The sequence below is a fragment of the Roseovarius carneus genome (genome assembly GCF_020141465.1).
GTDB lineage: Bacteria > Pseudomonadota > Alphaproteobacteria > Rhodobacterales > Rhodobacteraceae > Roseovarius > Roseovarius carneus.
This window is the reverse complement of the sequence record NZ_JAHSPD010000001.1, coordinates 1270991-1291776: the sequence shown is the minus strand read 5'-3', so window position 1 is coordinate 1291776 and position 20786 is coordinate 1270991. Positions and strand designations below refer to the sequence as shown.

Here is a 20786-nt window from a genome sequence, read left to right as displayed (position 1 = left end):
AATGGCGCGGGGCAACCCGGTAGGTGCATCGTATGCACCCCAGCCCTGTCACCAATCTGACTGCCCGCTAGCGGTCTGACTTGGTGACAAAACCATGGACCAACAGACGATTGATGCCGTTGCGGAGGCTGTCGCAGAACGCCTTCTGAGAGAATTGCCGCGTGGGCGGCTCCCGATGAACCCGGAGTACCTGACCGCCGAACAGGTGGCGCAGATGACGGGCTTCTCAACCAAGTCGCTTGAGGCGTACCGCGCCAAGCGGCAGGGTCCCGCGTTCCTCAAGGTTGGACACAGCGTCCGCTACCGCGCCGATGACGTGCGCGCGTGGATGGAGGCAGGGGAATGAGTGGCGGGGACAAGGGGCGCACCCCCGGCGCTGGGCAGCAAACCGGGGGCACAAGGGATAATGGAAACGATCACTCCAACATCATCCCTGAGACTATACCCGCAGACGCCGCCGGAACCGACCAGAAAGACTTGTTGCCGGACACACCCGCCGCGCTGGACTTCCTTGACCAGTGGTGCGGCTCGGGCCAGCGCGTTCTGACCTCCATCCCGCCAGACGGCGGTCGCACTACCACGGCAACATTCACGGCTGACGACCGCGACAAGATGGCGGCGTGGATGGACGAGCGGCAGGGTCGCCAGAACATCTACTTCACTGTGAATGAGGTTTACGGGCCAGTGTCGAGCAAGCCCAACAAGGGCGCGGTGTCGGCAGTGCGGGCGCTACACGTTGACGTTGACCCGAGGGCGGGCGAACCGATTGAACGGGAGCGAGAGCGCGCGTGGACGCAGCTCCGGTCCTATGAACCGGCCCCGAGCGTAATCATCGACAGTGGCGGCGGCTTGCAGGCGTTCTGGCTGTCAGACCGGGAAGTTTCGGTGGGTGGTTCTGCTGAGATGGCGCGACTGGTTTGGCGGAATGACGAGCCCAAGGAGCGAGGCGCATTGAGCGATGCCGAACGTGCGGCTTTGGACGCGCACCTTGCGCGGCTGTTCGAGGCAGTGGAGGGACGCAACTTCAAAGTTGAGACGGACCTACAGGCGGACAACTGCCACAATGCCGAACGGATCATGCGACTGGTGGGCACGGTCAACGTCCCGGGCAAGAAGAAGGTCGCCAAGGGCCGCGTCCCCGCCCTCGCGCGTGTCCTCTGGGCGGACTGGTCGCGCGGCTATGACTTGGCGGGCTTCCCAAGTGCTCGCCCCGTTGGCGCGGCCTCCCCTCACAAGAAGGGCGGTGGCATTGCACCACCGACGCAGGGGGTGGAACTTGAAAAACTGCCCATTGAAGACTTCCTCCGCCGCATCCTCATTGCGGGACACGACGCCGACAACCCGGGCCGCTGGGACGGCACGTTTGACGCCGCAGGCAACTGGCAGGGGGACCGCTCAAAGGTGGTGTTCTGGGCCGTTTGTGAAATGGTTCGCTCCGGCTGCACTGAGGAGGACATGCTGGGCGTCTTGTTGGACAGGGACCTCGCAATCAGCGGACACATCCACGATCAGAAGGGCGCGGAAGGCTACGCCCGGCGGCAGGTCCGTGAGGCTCAGGAGAGTGTTGAAGACAGCTTTGTCACCGACAAGGACGGCAAGCCTGTTGCCAGCTCGCAGCAAAACATTCGCGTGGCGCTGAGGCGTCTGGGCGTGGTGCTCTGGCACGACCAGTTCGCAGACCGTGAGTTGATCGAGGGGCTAGACGGCTACGGCCCGGCGCTGGACGATCCCGCCGCCGTCCGCCTCCGCCTTGAGATTGACGAGCGGTTCGGCTTCCGGCCCACCAAGGACTTCTTCTATGACGTTCTGGGCGACCATGCCCGCCGCAACGCGCGCCATCCGGTCCTTGAGCACCTTGCGGCGCTGCGCTGGGACGGCGTGCCGCGCATTGACGGCTGGCTCGCCACCTACGGCGGGGCGGCTGACACCGCATTCACCCGCGCGGTCGGGGGGCTGGTGCTTGTCGCCGCCGTCCGCCGGGTCCGCAGGCCCGGCGTGAAGTTTGACGAGATGCTGGTGCTTGAATCTGCGCAGGGGACGAACAAGAGCACCGCTTTGAAGGTGTTGGCGGGCCGTGAGGAATGGTTCACCGACGACCTGCCCCTGAATGCGGAGAGCAAGCGCGTGATTGAAGCCCTCTCCGGCAAGTGGATTGCCGAGGCGGGCGAGTTGAAGGGCAACCGCAAGGCTGGGACGGACCACCTCAAGGGCTTCTTGTCCCGGACTCACGACAAGGCGCGCATGGCCTACGACCGGCGCGAGCGCGAGGTGCCGCGACAGTGCGTCATCATCGGCACAACCAATGACAGCCGCTACCTGCGCGACACGACCGGCAACCGCCGGTTCTGGCCGGTGGCGGTGGAGGGCTTTGACCTTGATGCACTTAGGCGCGACCGCGACCAGCTCTGGGCAGAGGCGGCGGCGCGTGAGGCGGACGGTGCGGCTATCCGGCTGGACCCCGACTTGTGGGCCGATGCCGAGGCTGAACAGGACGACAGGCGCGTGGAGGAACCGTTCTATGAGCGGCTCTACAGTGTTCTGGGTGACGAGCGGCCCTGCAAGGTGAAGGCGGAGGACGCGTGGCGCATCGCAGGCAAGCTGCCGGGGCAGCGAAATCAGGACGACAATGAGCGCCTCGGGGACGCCATGCGGCGGCTGGGCTTTGAAAGGTCCAAGCGGCGGTTTGGCCTGCCACACCCGGAATGGTGCTATGTCCGTGGAGACGGCAACGTGCCTCATCTAGTTCCGCGCTTCGATCCCGAGGGTGAACTGGACGGTATGGTGGAGGCCCCGGGCCGGTCTTTCTAGGCCCAGTGGGGGAACGGTGGAAAAACGGGGGAACGGCTAAGCCTCTGCCCCTGTGGCTGAAATGCTGGCCGTTCCCCCCGAACCTCCCCGTTCCGCGCGCCCGCCCGGAGGTGTGCCGCAGGAGCCCGACGCCCAAAGGCGCTGCCGTCCCTCCGCCTCCTTTCTACTCTACCCTATAGGGGGGGAACGGTAAGGAACGGCAGAGGGGAGCCAGCTACGGTGGTGGCGCAGCGTTCCCGCCTCTGAGGAACGGGCCGGGTACGGCGGGGGAACGATCCCTTGGGCATGTGTGCAGGAAACACCAAAACACGTCCTGTGCGGAGGCGTAAAAGGTTGGTGGGCAGGATCAGCCATTCCCGCCGCGCGCGCTGCTGCCACCCCCGGGACGCTCCGGCAACAAGTTCTGCAAGCGCCCGTGACAGCTACCCCGAAAACGTCCTGCGCAGCGCCTCCGCCGGAGCCCATTCCCACTGGGCCGCGTCCGCCAACCTACTGCCACCCCAGTAATTTCCCTTTACGGGGTGGATATGTTCACGATACGTTCCGTCACTTGGGCTCTCTCCAAGTTCTCAGAAATGGAGCACCACAATGACGACCTTCACAACCATAGACCCGACTGCCGCAACCTTCGCAATTCACCGCACTGAGGAGGCCGCGACTGCCGCCGCTGACCGACACGACCACCTGCTGGTCCTGATCGCAGAGGACCTGTCCGAGCTGACCATGAAGCAGGGAGCGGCCCTGTTCGCCGCGTCCGCCTCTGCTTTGGGCATCCCGCCCGTGAAGCGCTTCCCCGACCGCACCACCGCCGCGCGCCGCATCTGGGAGAACCTCGTGGCCCTGTCGCAGCGCCAACCGACCGACGTTGACGCCGCCATCCGGTCCGCCACTGTCCGCAAGGGACCGACCCCCAAGAACCTGCCCGTGAAACCGCCGCGCCGGGGCCGTGGCGTCAACCTTGCGCCCAAGGCGGAGGTCAAGCCGTGCCGTGCCGGGACAAAGCAGGCGATCCTCGTGGACATGCTGAGCCGCAGCGAGGGCGCGACGATGGTAGAGCTGTTGTCCGCCCTCTCGCCTTGGAAGCCGATCACGGTCAAGTCGGGCCTCAACTGGGACATGAACAAGGTGAAGGGCTACGGCATCCGCACGACCCAGCGCGGGGACGCCGACTGCTACCACCTCGTGCTGCCCAAGGGCCTGTCCGCGCCACTTGCGCACGTCCAGCGCGCGCAGGCGTCGGCATGACCGCCCGCCGCGCCGCGATCTATGCCCGCGTCAGCACCGGGGGGCAGACCTGCGAAAACCAGCTCCTCTGCCTCAGGGAGGTGGCGGAGCGCGCGGGCTGGACCGTCGTGCAGGAGTACGTTGAGACGGCATCCGGTGCCATCGCCTCGCGGCCTGAGCTGGACAGGGCGCGGGCGGACGCGGCCCGCCGCCGGTACGATGTGCTGATGTCGTGGGACGCCTCACGCCTCGGGCGCTCGCTCCGGGACCTCCTCAACCTCGTGCATGACCTTGAGGCGCTGCGCATCGACCTGCACCTGCATCAGGAGGCGCTGGACACCACGACGCCCTCCGGCAAGCTGCTGTTCCAAGTCCGGGGCATGGTCGCTGAGATGGAGCGGTCAATGATCGTTGAGCGGACCAAGGCGGGCCTCGCCCGCGCCCGCGCGCAGGGCAAGCGGCTGGGCAGGCCCCCGGCGTCCGACGCCCTGATTGCCGCAATCCGCAACCTGCGCAGCCGGGGGATGGGCATGGACCGCATCGCCCGCGAGCTGCGCTGCGGCAAGGGCCTGAGCCAGACGGTGTGCACACAATTTGACAAGGAGGCGACTGAGCCATGACTGAACGCACTGAGACTGACCTGCCCGCGCGGCTGGTCCCGCCCGAACCCGGGGCTGGTGGCCGCTCGCACTGGCGCGTGACTGAGCTGGGCCTCCGCCTTGTGGAGGAGCTGGCCGGGCGCGGCGTACACGTCGCCACGATTGCCCGAGCCCTCGGAATGAGCAAGGACGCCTTCCGCTCGTGCCGGGACCGCCAGTCCGAGGTTGACGACGCCTACCACGCCGGGCTCGCCCGTGAGCATGACGCGCTGGTGAGCAACCTCCGCGAGGCCGCCGATGAGGGGAACATCGTCGCCAACATCTTCTTGTTGAAGGCCCGCCACCAGTACCGCGAGGGCGAGGCGCTTGAGGCGAACCTGAGCCTGAGCGTCAATACCGGGGGCGTCCTCGTGGTGCCGAACAAGATGACCATGGAGGAGTTCTTAGAGGCGCAGCGGGAGGCGGGGACGTATGACAGCCCCATCCGTCCTGACGCCGTGAAGCGCATCCCCGGCGAGCCGGACGTTGTAACGGACCCGGAGACGCGGCGCGGTGACTGAGGCGCGGGCAACAGTGTACGCGAATGCCGCCGGGCTCCTCTCCCGCATGGGCTACGCCGCGAAGATGGAGCCTGCCCACTCAGTCGCTTGGGAGGCGCTGCCCGTCCTCGCCCTCGTGACGGACGCCCCACCGGTTGTCGTGGGCTATGCCGTGGCGATGGTGGCGGAGGACCCGGAGGCACACCTGCCCGAGACATACGCCAAAGCGAGGCGCGCCGCGCCGGGCTTGGCCGGTGATCCGCAGTACGCTTGGTGGCTCTAGGACAACAAGTAATCGCGCTCTGCCCGCCACGCAACTCAGGGTAGAGTTGGGGCGAAGGGACGGCAATGGAGCCTCCCACGGCATGAGGAGCCCGACATGGCAGACCCCGCCCCATCACTCCCCCTTGAAATCCCCGACAAGCCCATCCTGTCCACCGCTGAGGTGGTCAGCCTCGCTGAGGTCGCGGCCCGGCGCGCTGAAAAGTTCGGCACGTTGATCGACACACTTGAGTCCGGCGTAAACAAGCGCGCAGCAGACGCCGCTGAGAGCCTCGCCCGCGCGGGCTTTCAGCCCAAGGATCAACAGGCCGCCGCCGACAAGGCCGCTGCCATTGCCCGCCGGGAGGTTGTCACCAACTCCTCGGATGCCCGCTGGGCTCACCTCAAGGAGTTGAACGCGGCGGCGGACAGCCTCGCCACCACGGCGCAGCTCTGGGCCTCGCCCGTTACCGTCCTTGCCCGCGCCGGGCTCGGGACGCAGGAGCGCTCCAACTTCCAGCAACAGCTTGACGGCTCCGGCATCGTGGACCTGCGCAACGCCGCGCTGCTTGCCGTCGCCACTGACAACAAGGTCATGGGCGCGGCCATTGTCGCAATCCTTGACCGGATGCCCGCCCGGTCCCGCCCGTTCAGCGCGCAGGACCTTGCCGACAAGCTGGTGGGCGAGGAGACGCGCGGCGTTCAAGCCGCCATCGCCGCCGTGAAGCAGGCGACCCAGCGCGCAATCAACCGCAACCGCGAGTATGAAACCGGGCGGGTCCGCCCGCTGGACCGCGTGAAGCTCGCACTCAACAAGAAGGAGGCCTGATATGGCCCTGTACCTCGTCACCCGCCCCAAGGGCGCTGCCCACCTCAAGAACCCTTCCGCCATCCACTCAGCACTCGTGGACGCGGCGGACGGCCCGGCGGCGGTCCTCGCTGCCAACGCCCTCACGCCAAACCTGAACACCCCGTTCGCGGGCTTCGACACAACGCAGGTCGCGGCAACGGCGGCGGGCGGCTTTGTGCCTTGCGTGTTCCAGGGCGATGCCTTGGGCGCAACCTACACCGGCCCGGGTCGCGGCGCGTGAAGATGGACGCGGACCGGCTGGCAGAGGCTTACGGGCGGCTGTTCCCCCGGCGGCTTCAACTGGCGCACCTCGCCCTAATGGCCCACGCGGAGGAGGCGAGCAAAGACGGCTGGCCCACCCCCGCGATGGTCGTGGACTTCGCGCGCCTGTACCGCGTCCCCCGTGCCTCGCTCGGGGGCCTCGTTGGGCTTCTTTGCCGACGCCACCCGGGGACCCGCCGCGACGTGTGGACAGATGCAATCCGCGAACCCGCCACCGCCACGCCACACTTGATCCGGCAGCACGACCGCGCGGTGCAGACCGCCTTGGGCTGGTGTCTGTTCTCCCGTGACCTCTGGTTGCCGCGCCCCGTGATGCACTGACCCCGAAAACGGCAGCTTGCAGGGTGGCGCGCAACGACATGGCGGAACCCACTGAACAAGAGCCCCGCCGGACTGATCCGGCGAGGCGTTTTCGGGGTGGCTCCGCAACCTGTTTGATGATAATCGAAATCAACATGATGTGCTTGCCCGTGCTGCCGGGGATAAGTATAGACGTTTCCAAAATCCTAAGTTAGTTATAGGGGATGTTCCTGGATTGTTCCAGCTGCACGCCGAAGTCACGAGAGGTGAAGTGTTGGAAAAAATTCAAGATGAACTCGACCTGTCAAGCCCGCCGAGCACAATGGAACTGCCCTCCCACGAAAAGCGGGCGATTGAGTCCGAAGATTTCCCGATAGAGTTCATCAGCGACATTGCGGAGCGTGAAAGCTGGCGCAAAGAGGTCAACCGCCCTCCCTACCATGTTCACAAGTGGTGGGCGCAGCGCCTTGGAACCGTATTCCGAGCCGCCCTAATCGGCGCTTCAGCACCAGAAGGTGCGGACGTAAGGGAGCTGTTCCACTCTCCTGTACGTTTCCCCGGCGCGACCATTTTTGATCCATTCATGGGGAGCGGAACAACTCTAGGCGAAGCCTTAAAGTTGGGTTCGAAGGCGATAGGGCGAGATATCAATCCGGTCGCGCACTTTGCAGTCAAGAATGCGCTGCAGTTTCATCCACGCGCAGCAGTACAAAAAGCGTTCGACGGCCTAGAGGCGAAGGTCCGCTCAAAAATACAGCAATACTATACAACCGCGACGCCCGAAGGGGAACAGGCCACTGTTCTCTACTTCTTCTGGGTTAAGAGCCTTTCTTGCCCCAATTGCAGCAGCGACGTGGACTTGTTTTCAAACTACATTTTCTCGCGTCACGCATACCCGAAGAAACACCCTGAGAGCAGGTGCCTCTGCCCACGCTGCGGAGAGATCAACCAAGTCGCGTATAATGCCAGTTCAGTCACTTGTTCTGCGTGCGAAAGTGAGTTCGACCCACAGGCTGCGCCAGCCAAGGGGACGAAGGCTACATGCCCGTCATGCCACACTACTTTCGGCATTGCGGGGCGCTCAAGAGAGGTTGGTGGACCTCCAAGCTCGCGGATGTATGCAAAGCTTGTCCTACAGAGCGACGGCACAAAGCGCTACCTTCCGGTATCCGAGGAGGACTTAGAGTTATACTCCGAGGCAGAACGGCAGCTTGAGGCTTGCCAGCACTTGTTCCCGCAAGTCGCACTTTCACCCGGTTACAACACCAATCAAGCCATGAACTATGGCTATTCGCACTGGCACCAGATGTTCAATTCGCGCCAGCTCCTCTGCCTTGGCCTTTTGGGCAAGGCAGTATCGGAGATACCAGAGCCCGCAATTCGGGACGCGATGCTGTGCCTGTTCAGCGGAACCCTAGAGTTTAACAACATGTTCGCTTCATTCAAAGGTGAAGGAACTGGTGCTGTTCGACACATGTTCTACCACCACATCCTGAAACCGGAGAGGACACCCCTTGAAGCGAACCCTTGGGGTACGCCAAAGAGCTCCGGGGCATTTTCAACACTCTTTCGCTCACGCCTCCTTAGGGCAATCCAATACTGTGAAGATCCATTTGAACTGCGGCTGTCAGGTGGCAAATCTGACAAGGTATTTGGCCTTTCCGAAACGATAGGCCACGAAGTCGCGGACAATTTCTCTGACTTTGGAGCGGCTAAGCGCCTCTACCTCTCATGCGGAGACAGTTCTAAGACAGACTTGGAAAACGGGTGCGTTGATATCGTTGCGACCGATCCGCCGTTCTTCGACAACGTCAACTACAGCCAGCTCGCGGACTTCTTCCATGTTTGGCAGAGGCATCTTCTGGGCGACAATAGCAGCGAGACAACGCGGTCTGCCCGGGAGGTTCAGCATCAGGACGTGGAAGCCTTTTCGGGCCGCTTGGGCGACGTTTTCCGTGAATGCCACCGCGTCCTGAAAGATGACGGGATCATGCTGTTCTCCTACCATCATTCGCGCACAGAGGGTTGGAGCAGCGTGCTGAACGCACTTCGAACAGCCGGTTTCGTCATTACAGCCAGCCAGCCGGTCAAAGCGGAGATGTCGGGCGCGACACCGAAGAATCAAGCAAAAGAGCCAATCGACCTCGACATCATAGTTGTCTGTCGGAAGCGGGGCGCTGACCGGCCTTCAGCTACACCATGCGCTCAAGATGCAGAAAAGGCGGCATCGGCGCAGGTCAGCAGACTTGCCGTGTCCGGGCGCAAGCTGAGCAGAAACGACATTATGATCATCTTGATGGGGCAACTCATCAAGCAGGAATCAATGGGCTCGCTTGCTGAGGAGCCAAGCAAGTTGTTTGGGGCTGACCTCATAGACGCTGCCATAGAAAGGCTAGTCAGCTTGAGGGACGAACTCCAATCAAGAACTTGCCCCGCCCAGTAGTCTTTTCAGAGCGATTTGCGGGTGTTAGGAAGGGGTCATTGAGGAGCAATGGTCCACCATCCGGTGCCTGCTGCATATAGATCGAAAACTCGTTGCTCGTGCCGTCCGGCATTTTCCGCCGCAACTTCCCAGCATCTTGAGCCTTGTCGTGGCCGCTGGCTAAACCTGCCTTGCCGTGAATCAGAGTGACCGCGTGGTCAAGTTGCGGCGTTCCCAGTGGGTTGGCAAAGATGACCATCGGACGGTTCCTGTTAGCGCCGTCACCATAGCTCCCCACGCCGATCTCTTTGCTGCGCTGGCCCGCGACAGACAGGTAGTAGTCGAAGTCAGCGTTGAGCGCATTGCCGTCGCAAAGGCACAGCGCCGATAGGCTGCACGTCCCAGGCTCGCTGCCCCATTCCAAGCAAACGAAAAGGTAGAAGCATCTGAGGTCAAGCACGGAGCCATTGGCGTTATAGGCGCGCACCGTGCCACACGGCGGCGTAGAATTGTAATCAAGACCGGATGCGCGCGCGATCCTCCCACCTGCCGACCTTTCAAGCTTCTTCACCTCTAGCCCAACGATCCGGGATGTATCGGAACGGAGTTGATCCGACGGCAGGCCGTCGCATAGTGCTGGCCGGTAGAGAGCCATGTCAGGGGTGATAAGCGGCCCCGACGCTTGGTCGCAGCGCACTTCATCGGGCGTCTTTTCTGCGAGCAAGGCAGCGACCATTTCGTCAAAAGGGTCGTCTTGCGTGTTGCGTTTGTCCCTAAGGTGAAAAGTCTTGGGCTTGCCTTCAGCGTCGAAAAACTCCGCCCTCAGCACCGCAAATGCTTCAATCGCCAAATCTACAGCCAAGCCATTGTCCCCACTACAAATATAGTGGAGACTTACACTGAAAAAGCAACCGTCTGCAACAAGTGATGGCGATCCCGGGAGGACTCGAACCCCCAACAACCTGATTAGAAGTCAGGTGCTCTATCCAGTTGAGCTACGGGACCGTGGCTCTTTAATAACGGTTCGGAAAACGGTTCGCAAGCTGCCGCTTTTTCCCTAACCCGTTGTAGTTCCATCTTCTTACGGCCCCAGACCTCCGGCTTAGAAGTCAGGTGCTCTATCCAGTTGAGCTACGGGACCGTGGCCGCGAGACCTTTAAACAATCGGGCGGTCTTCAGCAAGGCTGTGAAGACGTTGATAAAACATTCAGGTTTTGCGTTTGGGTTGAGACGTCAGCCGTCATGCAGCGGACCCAAACTCAGCGACCTCGCGCGATCAGCCGCTCTCATCGTTCGTTCAAAACGACTGCCGCTCAGCAAAATTCTCTGAGTTGGTGTGACATTTCGCTGAGCGAAAGAAATTTGGTGCGGTCGGAGAGACTCGAACTCTCACGGGTGTTACCCCACAGCGACCTCAACGCTGCGCGTCTACCATTCCGCCACGACCGCTCCGTGATGGTGCGCTGCGTTTAGCGGGTCTTTGCAGCTTTGTGAAGGCGTAATTTCACGCGCTTTTCCTGAGGCCCATCGCAGTGTATCAGCAAGCCATGACAGAATGGCTCATCTCTCCCGGTTTGACCGGATATCAGGACGCTCTGCGCCTTATGGAGGCGCGGGTGGATGCCATTGCGGCGGGCGAGGCGGATGAGATGATCTGGCTTCTGGAGCATCCACCGCTCTACACCGCTGGCACCTCCGCGCGCCCCGAGGACCTTACAGACCCAGACCGGTTCGAGGTGCATGAGGCGCGGCGTGGTGGGCAATATACCTATCACGGGCCGGGGCAGCGGGTGATCTATACCATGCTTGATGTGGGTAAACGCGGACGCGATGTGCGCGCCTTTGTCGAAGAGCTTGAGGGCTGGGTGATTGATACGCTGGCTGCGTTCAACCTGCGCGGCCATATCAGGCCGGGGCGTGTGGGCGTCTGGATCGAGCGCGACGACCAACCGCCGCGCGCCTCAGGGGCCAAGGCGGAAGACAAGATCGCCGCGATTGGCATCCGCCTGCGGAAATGGGTGAGCTTTCACGGCATTTCGATCAATGTGGAGCCCGATCTGGAGCATTTTTCGGGCATCGTTCCCTGCGGCATCACCGAGCATGGCGTGACCAGCCTTGTCGATCTGGGCCTGCCGGTGACGATGGACGATCTTGATGTGGCGCTGCGCCAGACGTTTGATGCGCGATTCGGCGCACCTGCGCAGGTCCGGCCCTGACCATGCCCTGCCTCAAGGCCCGCGCCACAAGAGGGTTTTTGCGCCCACCGCACCCTTTGGGCCCCGGAATAACCGTGCTCCTCAGGAAAAACCGCCCATCTTAACGCCATGTTATGGACAGTGTCGTTTCAAGATGCTGCGACAATTTTTTTCCTGCGCTGCGGCCCTTGGGGCATTGCTCAGCATGCATTGGCGCACTAGAACAGGGAAGGAAAGCCGCGTTCCTCCTCCCTCCATGGGAGTTATGCACGGCCATAAGACAGAAATTTAGGAGGCACCTAATGGCAGATGCAGCCATTCATGGTCATGATCATCAAGACGAGCGCAGCTTCTTCACGCGCTGGTTCATGTCCACGAACCACAAAGACATCGGCATTCTCTACCTGATCACATCAGCCATCGTCGGTCTGATCTCGGTGGCGTTCACCGTTTACATGCGCCTCGAGCTTATGGAGCCCGGCGTTCAGTATATGTGCCTTGAAGGTGCGCGCTTCACCGCCGCCGCGGTGGGAGAATGTACGCCAAACGGCCATTTGTGGAACGTCTTGATCACGTATCATGGCGTTTTGATGATGTTCTTCGTGGTGATTCCAGCCCTTTTCGGGGGTTTCGGTAACTACTTCATGCCCCTTCAGATCGGCGCGCCGGACATGGCGTTCCCGCGTCTCAACAACCTCAGCTATTGGCTCTATGTCGCGGGCACCTCGCTTGGTGTGGCGTCGCTTCTAGCGCCGGGCGGCAGTGGTCAGCTTGGCTCTGGTGTGGGCTGGGTCATGTATCCGCCACTCTCGACGAACGAGCAGGGCATCTCGATGGATCTTGCAATCTTTGCGGTGCACGTCTCGGGGGCAAGCTCGATCTTGGGTGCGATCAACATGATCACCACCTTCCTCAACATGCGCGCACCCGGCATGACAATCTTCAAGGTGCCGCTTTTTGCATGGTCGATCTTTGTCACCGCATGGCTGATCCTTCTGGCTCTGCCGGTTCTGGCCGGTGCGATCACCATGCTTCTAACCGACCGCAATTTCGGCACGACGTTCTTCGATCCTTCCGGCGGCGGCGATCCGGTGCTCTATCAGCACATCCTTTGGTTCTTCGGCCACCCGGAGGTGTATATCATCATCCTGCCAGGCTTCGGGATCATCAGCCACATCATCGCAACCTTCGCACGTAAACCGATCTTTGGTTATCTGCCGATGGTCTGGGCCTTGATCGCCATTGGCGCGCTGGGTTTCGTCGTCTGGGCGCACCATATGTATACGGTGGGGATGAGCCTGACGCAGCAGTCCTACTTCATGCTAGCGACGATGGTCATCGCGGTGCCCACAGGCGTTAAGGTGTTCAGTTGGATCGCGACCATGTGGCAAGGCTCAATCGAGTTCAAAACACCGATGCTCTGGGCGTTCGGGTTCTTGTTCCTCTTCACCGTGGGCGGCGTGACAGGCATCGTGCTCGCACAGGCCGGCGTGGACCGGGCCTATCATGACACCTATTATGTTGTGGCGCATTTCCACTATGTGATGAGCCTCGGGGCCGTGTTCGCCATCTTTGCGGGGATATACTTCTACTTCCCCAAGATGTCTGGGCGTCATATCCCTGAATGGGCGGGCAAACTGCACTTCTGGGCGATGTTCCTCGGCTCGAACCTGACATTCTTCCCACAGCACTTCTTGGGTCGTCAGGGCATGCCGCGCCGCTATATCGACTACCCCGAGGCGTTTGCCTATTGGAACTGGTGGTCGTCGCTCGGCGCGTTCATCTCCTTCGCGAGCTTCGTGTTCTTCTTCGTGATCATCATCTATGCCCTCTTCCGCGGCGCACGGGTGACCGAGAACAACCCCTGGAACGAGTATGCAGATACGCTGGAATGGACCCTGCCTTCGCCACCGCCCGAGCACACGTTCGAGCAGCTTCCCAAGCGCGAAGACTGGGACAAGAGCCCGGCGCACTGAGCCGCTCCAAAAACACCAAAAGGCCCCGGATCATCTCCGGGGCCTTTTGCGTTAGCAGGTCTTGGAGTCTCAGTAACCGCCGGGTTTGTGCCCGAAGAACACCTTGGTGATCTCTTCCGAGATATCCCATGTCACGCGCGATCCGTCCCGCACGAAAAGGCTATCACCGGGGCCGAGATCGGCCTCCTCCCCGCTGGTGTGATTGATCAGACGGCACCGCCCGGCGAGGATCGTCATCAGTTCGTCACCTTGCTCGGTGCACATGAACCGCCCCGGCGTGCAGCGCCAGATACCCATCCGTGTGGGGGTGCCCGCACCGCCCGCATCAAGCCGCCCCGATGCACGCGGCGCGCCGTTTAATATGCGGTAATCGCTCAGCGGGTTGTCAAACGGCCACTCCTCCAGCACGCCCACATCATCGCCGGGGGCATAGCCAATCACGGCGCGCCCCGCCCGTGGCTACGGTCATAGGCGTTCACGGCTGGACTTTGCCAACCTTCAAGCGCACCGGGTGCGGGCGCAAACACTTCTACCAAAAGCGGATAACACGCCGCCGCATCGCTGGAATGCTCAGACGAGCAATCGCCACCGGGGCAAGCGCTGAGCGCGCCAAGCAGATCAATCTCGGCGAAAAACTCTAGATAGTCTCCGGGCCGAACGGGGCTGGCTTTCATGAAATACTGCCCTGTGTCCCGGGTGAATCCGGTGCACATGAAGACGTTGAGCACGTCATGGACGTGGCCCTCGGCCTCCCCAATGCTCAGGCCGGTCTCGTCGGCTAAGGCGCGAGTCAGGTTGGAATGGCAGCAATGATGATACTGCGCACCCGACAGAAGATTGCCCGTATAGGGGTCGCAGCGCGTGCCGATCACGTCATGCACTGATCCGCCAAAGGCGTCGATGCCGTACCATCCGAGCGTATCTTCCGTGATCGTCGCCATGGGCCGCAGCGTGGGGAACGAGGACCACATCCGCTCACCCGTTGATAGGTGCGTGCCGTGCAGGGCGCGGGATTTTCCGGAATAAAACCGCTCGGAAAGGTCATGCGCGTTCCAAAGGTTGAGATCGCCTACTTGCGGACCCTCTACCGAGGATATGCGAAAAAACTGCCCCGCCTCGGCGCGAAAACACGCAGCCTCGCGCGGGGGTACGAGCACCTCAGTGATTTTCTTGGCCCCTGCCCGCGCCGCCGCATATTGTACCAAATCGGGCACAGGCAGTGTCTCGTTGGGATAGCAGATCACGGGCGGGACCGCGCGGCGGATTTCTGCGTCGCTGGGGCGTTTCATGGCATGTCTCCTCGACCAGGTGTTGTTTTGCAGCATTCCTTGGGAGGTTTTTCGCCCCGCGTAAAGTCCCACGCGCCACAGGCCGCACATCGCCATGCACGCTGCCCGTCCTTGTCGTGCAAACGGTCCTGCCGCCATCGGCACATCCGCGTGCGCCGGTTAGACACCAGCAGCACAAGAAGAAACGCGATCAACAGCCCCGCAACAACAATCATCCCGCGCTTCCTTCTATTCCGGCATGGTCTCGCTCAGCCCCTGAAAACAGGGCCTTTCACCGACCGCGCGCGCCCTCTATAAGGACGATTGTCCGGGCGTTCTTCGTCGTGGATCTCACTTTACCTCATCGCAGGACGCCGCGCTCATGTCGATATTGTCAAGAATTCCCGGCCTATTCACGCAGGATATGGCGATCGACCTCGGCACAGCAAACACGCTGGTCTACGTCAAAGGCCGCGGCGTGATCCTGAGCGAACCTTCCGTCGTGGCCTACCACGTCAAGGACGGTGTTCGTAAAGTCTTGGCCGTGGGCGAAGACGCGAAGCTTATGCTGGGCCGCACCCCCGGCAGCATCGAGGCGATCCGCCCGATGCGCGAAGGCGTGATCGCGGATTTCGACACCGCCGAAGCGATGATCAAGCATTTCATCCGCAAAGTTCACAAACGCACCACATTTTCCAAGCCCAAGATCATCGTTTGCGTGCCGCATGGTGCCACCCCGGTCGAGAAACGCGCGATCCGCCAATCGGTGCTCAGTGCGGGTGCGCGCAAGGCCGGCCTGATTGCCGAGCCAATCGCGGCGGCCATTGGCGCGGGCATGCCGATCACCGATCCCACCGGCAACATGGTCGTGGATATTGGCGGCGGGACCACGGAAGTGGCTGTTCTAAGCCTTGGTGATATCGTCTATGCCCGCTCGGTCCGGGTGGGGGGCGACCGCATGGATGAGGCGATCATCAATTATCTGCGCCGTCAGCAAAATCTTTTGGTGGGCGAATCGACCGCCGAGCGGATCAAGACCTCCATTGGCACGGCACGTATGCCAGACGATGGACGCGGCACCTCGATGAAAATCCGTGGGCGCGATCTGCTCAATGGTGTGCCAAAAGAAACCGAGATCAATCAGGCGCAAGTTGCCGAGGCCTTGGCCGAACCCGTGCAGCAGATTTGCGAGGCGGTGATGACCGCGCTGGAGGCGACACCGCCGGATCTGGCCGCTGATATCGTGGACCGGGGCGTTATGCTGACTGGGGGTGGCGCACTTCTGGGCGATCTTGATCTGGCACTGCGCGAGCAGACAGGTCTGGCCGTGTCTATCGCCGACGAATCGCTCAATTGCGTGGCCCTTGGCACCGGCAAAGCGCTGGAGTTTGAAAAACAACTGCGCCACGCGATTGATTACGACAGCTAAGGTGCTTGGGGCTTTGGCCCGCTGCAGCTATATCTGAGGATCAGGGACCACATCACGCGGGCGCCCCCTGCGCCCTACCCGCGAGGACGCTTTGGCACGGGACCGACGACAGAGCGATGACTATACTGGCCCTCTGAAACGCTTGCTTTTGGGGGTAGTGCTGTTGTGCCTTCTGGGGGTTTTCCTGCTCTGGCGTATCGACAGCCCACGGGTTGAGCGGTTTCGCGCGCAGGTGGTTGATACGGTCGTGCCTAATTTTGACTGGGCCATGGCGCCGGTGACGGGGATGGTGAACATCCTGCGCGATTTCCAAAGCTATGAGCGGCTCTATGATCAGAACCGCGAGCTGCGCCGCGAATTGCAGCAAATGACCCAATGGAAGGAAGCCGCCCTGCAATTGGAGCAGGAAAACGCCCGCCTTCTGGATCTCAACAATGTGCGGCTTGATCCGAGGATGACGTTCATCACCGGGGTCGTGCGCGCTGATAGCGGATCGCCGTTTCGGCAATCGGTGCTGTTGAATGTGGGCGCGCGCGACGGCATCAAGGATGGCTGGGCCGCGATGGACGGCCTCGGTCTTGTCGGGCGGATCTCGGGCGTAGGGGATAATTCGGCGCGGGTCATTCTGCTGACCGATACGTCCAGCCGCATCCCCGTGACGGTGCAGCCCTCGGGGCAGACCGCCCTCGTGCTCGGCGATAACACAGCCGCGCCACCTGTCGATTTCGTCGAGAACGCGGGGAGCGTGCGCCCCGGCGACCGTGTGATCACCTCAGGCGATGGCGGCGTTTTTCCTCCGGGGCTTTTGGTCGGGCAAATCGCCCTCGACCCCGGCGGACGGATGCGGCTGCGCCTTGCCGCAGATTACGAGCAGTTGGAATTTCTGCGCGTCCTGCGCGATCTGGGTGGTGAGACGATCGAAACCCCCGGCGCGCTGATCGAGACCGCGCCGCCCACGCCACCTGCTGATGTGGTTGAGGAGGGCGCGCAAGCGTCTGAAGAGGGGGCGCCGACCGATGGTTGAGCATCGCGGTACATATCTGTGGTCCATGCGCGCGCTGTTCGCCCTTCTCTGCATGGGTATAATCTTCTGGCGGCTTTTGCCCTTGGACATGCTGCCGCGCGGCTGGGCAGGTCCCGATCTGATCGCTGCCCTTGCCTTTGCGTGGGTTCTGCGCCGCCCTGAACTTGCGCCGCCCCTCTTGATTGGTCTCATCGTGTTGCTGGCGGATCTCTTGTTTCAACGCCCGCCCGGTCTCTGGGCGGCCCTTGTCGTGCTGGGGGCCGAGGCCTTGCGCAGCCGGGCGGCAGATCTGCGCGATATGGGCTTTGGCCCGGAATGGCTGACCGTGGCGAGCGTCCTTGTGATCATGACATTGGCCGAACGGCTTATCCTTGCTATCTTGCTGGTGGATCAAGCCCCTCTGGTGCTGAGCCTGATGCAGATGGGTGCGACGATTGTGGCCTATCCTTTTGTGGTCATGGCGTCCGCCCTTCTGGCGCGGGTGCGCAAGATCCGGCCTGGCGATGACAGCAGCATGGGACAGCGCACATGAGACGCCCCACACGTGACACGGCCCTGAGCCACCGCAAAATCTCCCGCCGGGGTCTCATCCTCGGGGCGGCGCAGGGCGGGTTTGTCGGGCTCTTGGTCTGGCGGATGCGACATTTGCAGGTCGAGGAGGCCGATCAATTCCGGCTTCTCGCCGAAGAGAACCGCATCAAGATCCGGCTCATCCCGCCTGCGCGTGGGCAGATTTTTGATCGCAACGGCCTTGTCGTGGCCGAAAACGTGCCAAGCTACCGGATCATGATTGAGCAGGAAGAAGCCGACGATATCGATGACCTGATCGAACGGTTGGGCCGGATAGTGGCCCTCGACCCCGAAGAGATTGAGCGCGCACGCGAAGAGATGCGTCGCTCGCGGCTGCACCCGGTCACACTGGCGGACCGTGTCACGTGGGACGAGGTCAGCCGCGTCGCAGTAAACGCCCCCGCCCTGCCCGGTGTCCGGCCCGAAGTGGGTCTTTCGCGGCGTTATCCGATGCTGGAGGAATACGCGCATCTTGTGGGCTATGTGGGCCCGGTCAGCGATTATGATCTTGAGCGGATTGAGGCCCCGGATCAGCTTTTGCGCATCCCGCGCTTTCAAATCGGCAAGATCGGTCTTGAGCAGCGCCGTGAAGACATGCTGCGCGGCAAGGCAGGCAGCATGCGCGTGGAGCAAAACGCCGCGGGCCGTGTGATGCGCGAGCTTGACCGCCGTGAGGGCGAGCCGGGTAGCGATATCCAGATAACCACCGACAGCCATCTGCAATCCTACATTCATGCGCGCCTGAACGGCAAAAGCGCCGCCGTGGTGGTGATGGATTGCGAGACGGGCGATGTTCTCTCAACGGTCTCGGCGCCGGGGTTTGATCCGAACCTTTTCGTGCGCGGGATCTCTGTCGCCGATTACAACGCCCTTTTGGAAAACAAATACCGCCCGCTGCCCAACAAATCGGTGCAGGGCATCTACCCGCCCGGCTCCACCTTCAAGATGATCACAGCACTTGCTGCGTTGGAAAACGGCATCGCCGTTCCCGATGACACGGTGTATTGCCCAGGCCACCTGGAGGTCAGCGGCCACAGATTCCACTGCTGGAAACGCGCAGGCCACGGCAATGTGGATTTGAACAAATCGCTGCAAGAAAGCTGTGATGTTTACTACTATGAGATGGCTCTGCGAACGGGAATCGAGAAAATCGCGGAGATGGCCCAGCGCCTTGGCCTTGGGGTCCAGCATGACCTGCCGATGACCTCCGTGGCCAGCGGTCTCATTCCCAACCGCGAGTGGAAACGCGAGACGCGCGGCGAAGAATGGCGCATCGGCGATAGCGTGAACGCCTCTATCGGGCAGGGCTATGTGCTAAGCTCGCCCTTGCAACTGGCCGTGATGACTGCGCGCCTTGCCACTGGACGCCGCGTGACACCCCGCCTGATCAAATCCATCGACGGGGTGGAGACACCCACCGGCCATGGCGAGGATCTCGGCCTCAACGAGAACAACCTACGCCAGATTCGCCGCGCGATGTATGATACCGTCAACACAAGGCGCGGCACGGCCTATGGCAGCCGCATTATCGCCGATGGGATGCGCATGGCGGGCAAAACCGGCACCAGCCAAGTGCGCAATATCACCACAGCCGAACGCGCCGCCGGTGTGCGCCGCAACGAAGATCTGCCGTGGGAGCGCCGAGACCACGCGCTTTACGTGAATTACGCGCCCTACGATAATCCCAAGATCGCCGTGGCGGTGATCGTGGAGCATGGCGGTGGCGGTTCAACGGCGGCAGCCCCCATCGCGCGCGACGTCACGCTTCAGGCGCTTTACGGCGAAGATCCGCCGTTGGAGGCCTATCCGGCCAAGGACCGTGCAAACATCAAGGCCTTGCAGGCCCGCCTGCGCGACGCGCGGCCCGATTACCACGCAGAGGCGCGTGACCGCGCATGAGTTATCTTGAATATACCGTCAAAACGACGCCTTCGGGCTTGCGCAAAATCCTCTACCTCAACTGGCCACTGGCCCTGCTCTTGACTGCAGTGGCGGGCGTTGGTTTTTTGATGCTTTACTCGGTGGCGGACGGCTCGTTCCAGCCATGGGGCGAGGCGCAGATGAAACGGTTCGGCCTCGGCTTTGCCTTGATGATTTTCGTCGCGATGATCCCGATATATTTCTGGCGCAACGTGGCCCTGCTGGCCTATCTCGTGGCGCTGGCACTCTTGGTGGCGGTGGAATTTTTTGGCGCAGTCGGCATGGGCGCGCAGCGTTGGATCGATCTGGGCTTCATTCGGCTGCAGCCGTCAGAGTTGATGAAGATCACCCTCGTGATGGTGCTGGCCGCCTATTATGATTGGCTGTCGCTCGCGCGCACGTCCAAGCCCGCTTTCGTGCTGATCCCTGTTGCGCTGATCATGATGCCAGTCTTTTTGGTGCTCAAGCAGCCTGATCTTGGTACGTCCATATTGCTCTTGGTGGCAGGGGCCATCATGATGTTTCTGGCAGGTGTGCATTGGGCCTATTTCGCCGCCGTTCTGGCAGCTGGCATCGGCCTTATCACGGCGGTGTTTCAAAGCCGTGGCACCGATTGGCAGCTTCTGGCGGATTACCAATATCGCCGAATTGATACGTTCCTTGATCCCTCCACCGATCCTTTGGGAGCGGGCTATCACATCACCCAATCCAAGATCGCGCTGGGGTCGGGCGGCTGGACCGGGCGGGGCTTCATGCAAGGCACGCAGAGCCGGTTGAACTTTCTGCCCGAAAAGCACACCGATTTCATTTTCACCACCCTGGCCGAGGAGTTCGGGTTTCTCGGCGCGATCTCCCTGCTGGCGCTTTATGGGCTTATCATTGTCTTCTGCGTCGCCTCCGCCATGGCCAATCGCGACAGGTTTTCCTCGCTGATGATTTTGGGGGTGGCGGCTACGTTTTTTCTCTTTTTCGCGGTCAATATATCGATGGTGATGGGCCTCGCGCCCGTGGTCGGTGTGCCACTGCCTTTGGTCAGCTACGGTGGCTCGGCCATGTTGATCCTAATGATCGGCTTTGGCCTCGTGCAAAGCGCCCATGTCCACCGTCCGAGGTAGTCCC

19 protein-coding genes and 2 tRNA genes are annotated in these 20786 nt (G+C 61.8%); 16 read left to right on the top strand and 5 right to left on the bottom strand.

The genetic code is table 11. The features are described from left to right. The first annotated feature begins 94 nt into the window (after positions 1-94). The 9 genes from KUD11_RS06415 (at position 95) to KUD11_RS06375 (ending at position 9306) form a co-directional block, all read left to right on the top strand. Positions 95-346, top strand: coding sequence for a helix-turn-helix transcriptional regulator (locus KUD11_RS06415; protein WP_109385581.1), 252 nt, complete (start codon positions 95-97; stop codon positions 344-346). Beyond that, entirely contained in the window at positions 343-2808 is a 2466-nt protein-coding gene (locus KUD11_RS06410; RefSeq protein ID WP_109385583.1) for a virulence-associated E family protein, read from the top strand. The genes KUD11_RS06415 and KUD11_RS06410 overlap by 4 nt, the downstream gene beginning before the upstream one ends. A gap of 588 nt (positions 2809-3396) precedes the next feature. Beyond that, on the top strand, positions 3397-4053 hold the full coding sequence (locus KUD11_RS06405) for a DUF3489 domain-containing protein (RefSeq protein ID WP_109385585.1): 657 nt from the start codon (positions 3397-3399) through the stop codon (positions 4051-4053). Further along, on the top strand, positions 4050-4652 hold the full coding sequence (locus KUD11_RS06400; RefSeq protein ID WP_109385587.1) for a recombinase family protein: 603 nt from the start codon (positions 4050-4052) through the stop codon (positions 4650-4652). The genes KUD11_RS06405 and KUD11_RS06400 overlap by 4 nt, the downstream gene beginning before the upstream one ends. Then, positions 4649-5191 carry a hypothetical protein gene (locus KUD11_RS06395; RefSeq protein WP_109385589.1) on the top strand — a complete coding sequence of 181 codons (543 nt, stop codon included), beginning with the start codon at positions 4649-4651 and terminating at the stop codon, positions 5189-5191. The genes KUD11_RS06400 and KUD11_RS06395 overlap by 4 nt, the downstream gene beginning before the upstream one ends. Before the next feature lie 46 nt (positions 5192-5237). Further along, entirely contained in the window at positions 5238-5453 is a 216-nt protein-coding gene (locus tag KUD11_RS06390; RefSeq protein WP_109385591.1) for a hypothetical protein, read from the top strand. 96 nt (positions 5454-5549) lie between these two features. Next, positions 5550-6260, top strand: coding sequence for a hypothetical protein (locus KUD11_RS06385; protein ID WP_109385593.1), 711 nt, complete (start codon positions 5550-5552; stop codon positions 6258-6260). A gap of 1 nt (position 6261) precedes the next feature. Further along, positions 6262-6522 (top strand): hypothetical protein, encoded by a 261-nt coding sequence (locus tag KUD11_RS06380; protein ID WP_109385595.1) that lies wholly within the window; start codon positions 6262-6264, stop codon positions 6520-6522. A gap of 576 nt (positions 6523-7098) precedes the next feature. Then, a complete protein-coding gene (locus KUD11_RS06375; RefSeq protein WP_109385599.1) occupies positions 7099-9306 on the top strand; it encodes a DNA methyltransferase in 2208 nt (735 codons plus the stop codon). Here the strand turns inward: KUD11_RS06375 and KUD11_RS06370 are convergent. From KUD11_RS06370 to KUD11_RS06360, 3 genes are all read right to left on the bottom strand, one after another. Then, positions 9260-10147, bottom strand: coding sequence for a hypothetical protein (locus KUD11_RS06370; RefSeq protein ID WP_109385601.1), 888 nt, complete (start codon positions 10145-10147; stop codon positions 9260-9262). The two genes, KUD11_RS06375 and KUD11_RS06370, sit on opposite strands and share 47 nt — an antisense overlap. A 66-nt stretch (positions 10148-10213) precedes the next feature. Further along, positions 10214-10290, bottom strand: a tRNA-Arg gene (locus KUD11_RS06365). A 358-nt stretch (positions 10291-10648) separates the two neighbouring features. After that, a tRNA-Leu gene (locus KUD11_RS06360) sits at positions 10649-10734 on the bottom strand. 98 nt (positions 10735-10832) lie between these two features. Between KUD11_RS06360 and lipB the strand changes: the two genes are divergently transcribed. Both lipB and ctaD read left to right on the top strand, forming a co-directional pair. Next, positions 10833-11501 (top strand): lipoyl(octanoyl) transferase LipB, encoded by a 669-nt coding sequence (gene lipB, locus KUD11_RS06355; RefSeq protein ID WP_109388139.1) that lies wholly within the window; start codon positions 10833-10835, stop codon positions 11499-11501. 281 nt (positions 11502-11782) lie between these two features. Then, a complete protein-coding gene (gene ctaD / locus KUD11_RS06350; RefSeq protein ID WP_109385603.1) occupies positions 11783-13456 on the top strand; it encodes a cytochrome c oxidase subunit I in 1674 nt (557 codons plus the stop codon). Between the two features lie 69 nt (positions 13457-13525). On the opposite strand, the gene KUD11_RS15270 is transcribed toward ctaD, so the two are convergent. Both KUD11_RS15270 and KUD11_RS06340 read right to left on the bottom strand, forming a co-directional pair. After that, positions 13526-13897 (bottom strand): cupin domain-containing protein, encoded by a 372-nt coding sequence (locus KUD11_RS15270; RefSeq protein WP_109385605.1) that lies wholly within the window; start codon positions 13895-13897, stop codon positions 13526-13528. Further along, positions 13894-14745: an urea carboxylase-associated family protein gene (locus KUD11_RS06340; protein WP_109385607.1), complete on the bottom strand. Its 852-nt coding sequence runs from the start codon at positions 14743-14745 to the stop codon at positions 13894-13896. Before KUD11_RS06340 ends, KUD11_RS15270 begins: the two co-directional genes overlap by 4 nt. A gap of 361 nt (positions 14746-15106) precedes the next feature. Between KUD11_RS06340 and KUD11_RS06335 the strand changes: the two genes are divergently transcribed. From KUD11_RS06335 to rodA, 5 genes are all read left to right on the top strand, one after another. Further along, complete coding sequence (locus KUD11_RS06335) at positions 15107-16153, top strand: rod shape-determining protein (protein WP_109385611.1); 1047 nt, start codon at positions 15107-15109, stop codon at positions 16151-16153. A gap of 91 nt (positions 16154-16244) precedes the next feature. Then, positions 16245-17177, top strand: a complete 933-nt coding sequence (mreC, locus tag KUD11_RS06330) for a rod shape-determining protein MreC (protein ID WP_109385613.1) — start codon at positions 16245-16247, stop codon at positions 17175-17177. Then, positions 17170-17709: a rod shape-determining protein MreD gene (locus KUD11_RS06325; RefSeq protein ID WP_109385615.1), complete on the top strand. Its 540-nt coding sequence runs from the start codon at positions 17170-17172 to the stop codon at positions 17707-17709. The genes mreC and KUD11_RS06325 overlap by 8 nt, the downstream gene beginning before the upstream one ends. Further along, positions 17706-19646 carry a penicillin-binding protein 2 gene (gene mrdA, locus KUD11_RS06320; protein WP_109385617.1) on the top strand — a complete coding sequence of 647 codons (1941 nt, stop codon included), beginning with the start codon at positions 17706-17708 and terminating at the stop codon, positions 19644-19646. Before KUD11_RS06325 ends, mrdA begins: the two co-directional genes overlap by 4 nt. Beyond that, positions 19643-20782, top strand: coding sequence for a rod shape-determining protein RodA (gene rodA / locus KUD11_RS06315; protein ID WP_109385619.1), 1140 nt, complete (start codon positions 19643-19645; stop codon positions 20780-20782). The genes mrdA and rodA overlap by 4 nt, the downstream gene beginning before the upstream one ends. Positions 20783-20786 lie beyond the last annotated feature (4 nt).

What these genes read in the sequence shown, in the direction of transcription:
- KUD11_RS06415 (WP_109385581.1), top strand. Translation starts at nt 95, where the DNA reads ATGGACCAACAGACGATTGATGCCGTTGCGGAGGCTGTCGCAGAACGC.
- KUD11_RS06410 (WP_109385583.1), top strand. Translation starts at nt 343, where the DNA reads ATGAGTGGCGGGGACAAGGGGCGCACCCCCGGCGCTGGGCAGCAAACC.
- KUD11_RS06405 (WP_109385585.1), top strand. Translation starts at nt 3,397, where the DNA reads ATGACGACCTTCACAACCATAGACCCGACTGCCGCAACCTTCGCAATT.
- KUD11_RS06400 (WP_109385587.1), top strand. Translation starts at nt 4,050, where the DNA reads ATGACCGCCCGCCGCGCCGCGATCTATGCCCGCGTCAGCACCGGGGGG.
- KUD11_RS06395 (WP_109385589.1), top strand. Translation starts at nt 4,649, where the DNA reads ATGACTGAACGCACTGAGACTGACCTGCCCGCGCGGCTGGTCCCGCCC.
- KUD11_RS06390 (WP_109385591.1), top strand. Translation starts at nt 5,238, where the DNA reads ATGGGCTACGCCGCGAAGATGGAGCCTGCCCACTCAGTCGCTTGGGAG.
- KUD11_RS06385 (WP_109385593.1), top strand. Translation starts at nt 5,550, where the DNA reads ATGGCAGACCCCGCCCCATCACTCCCCCTTGAAATCCCCGACAAGCCC.
- KUD11_RS06380 (WP_109385595.1), top strand. Translation starts at nt 6,262, where the DNA reads ATGGCCCTGTACCTCGTCACCCGCCCCAAGGGCGCTGCCCACCTCAAG.
- lipB (WP_109388139.1), top strand. Translation starts at nt 10,833, where the DNA reads ATGACAGAATGGCTCATCTCTCCCGGTTTGACCGGATATCAGGACGCT.
- ctaD (WP_109385603.1), top strand. Translation starts at nt 11,783, where the DNA reads ATGGCAGATGCAGCCATTCATGGTCATGATCATCAAGACGAGCGCAGC.
- KUD11_RS06340 (WP_109385607.1), bottom strand. Translation starts at nt 14,745, where the DNA reads ATGAAACGCCCCAGCGACGCAGAAATCCGCCGCGCGGTCCCGCCCGTG.
- KUD11_RS06335 (WP_109385611.1), top strand. Translation starts at nt 15,107, where the DNA reads ATGTCGATATTGTCAAGAATTCCCGGCCTATTCACGCAGGATATGGCG.
- KUD11_RS06325 (WP_109385615.1), top strand. Translation starts at nt 17,170, where the DNA reads ATGGTTGAGCATCGCGGTACATATCTGTGGTCCATGCGCGCGCTGTTC.
- mrdA (WP_109385617.1), top strand. Translation starts at nt 17,706, where the DNA reads ATGAGACGCCCCACACGTGACACGGCCCTGAGCCACCGCAAAATCTCC.
- rodA (WP_109385619.1), top strand. Translation starts at nt 19,643, where the DNA reads ATGAGTTATCTTGAATATACCGTCAAAACGACGCCTTCGGGCTTGCGC.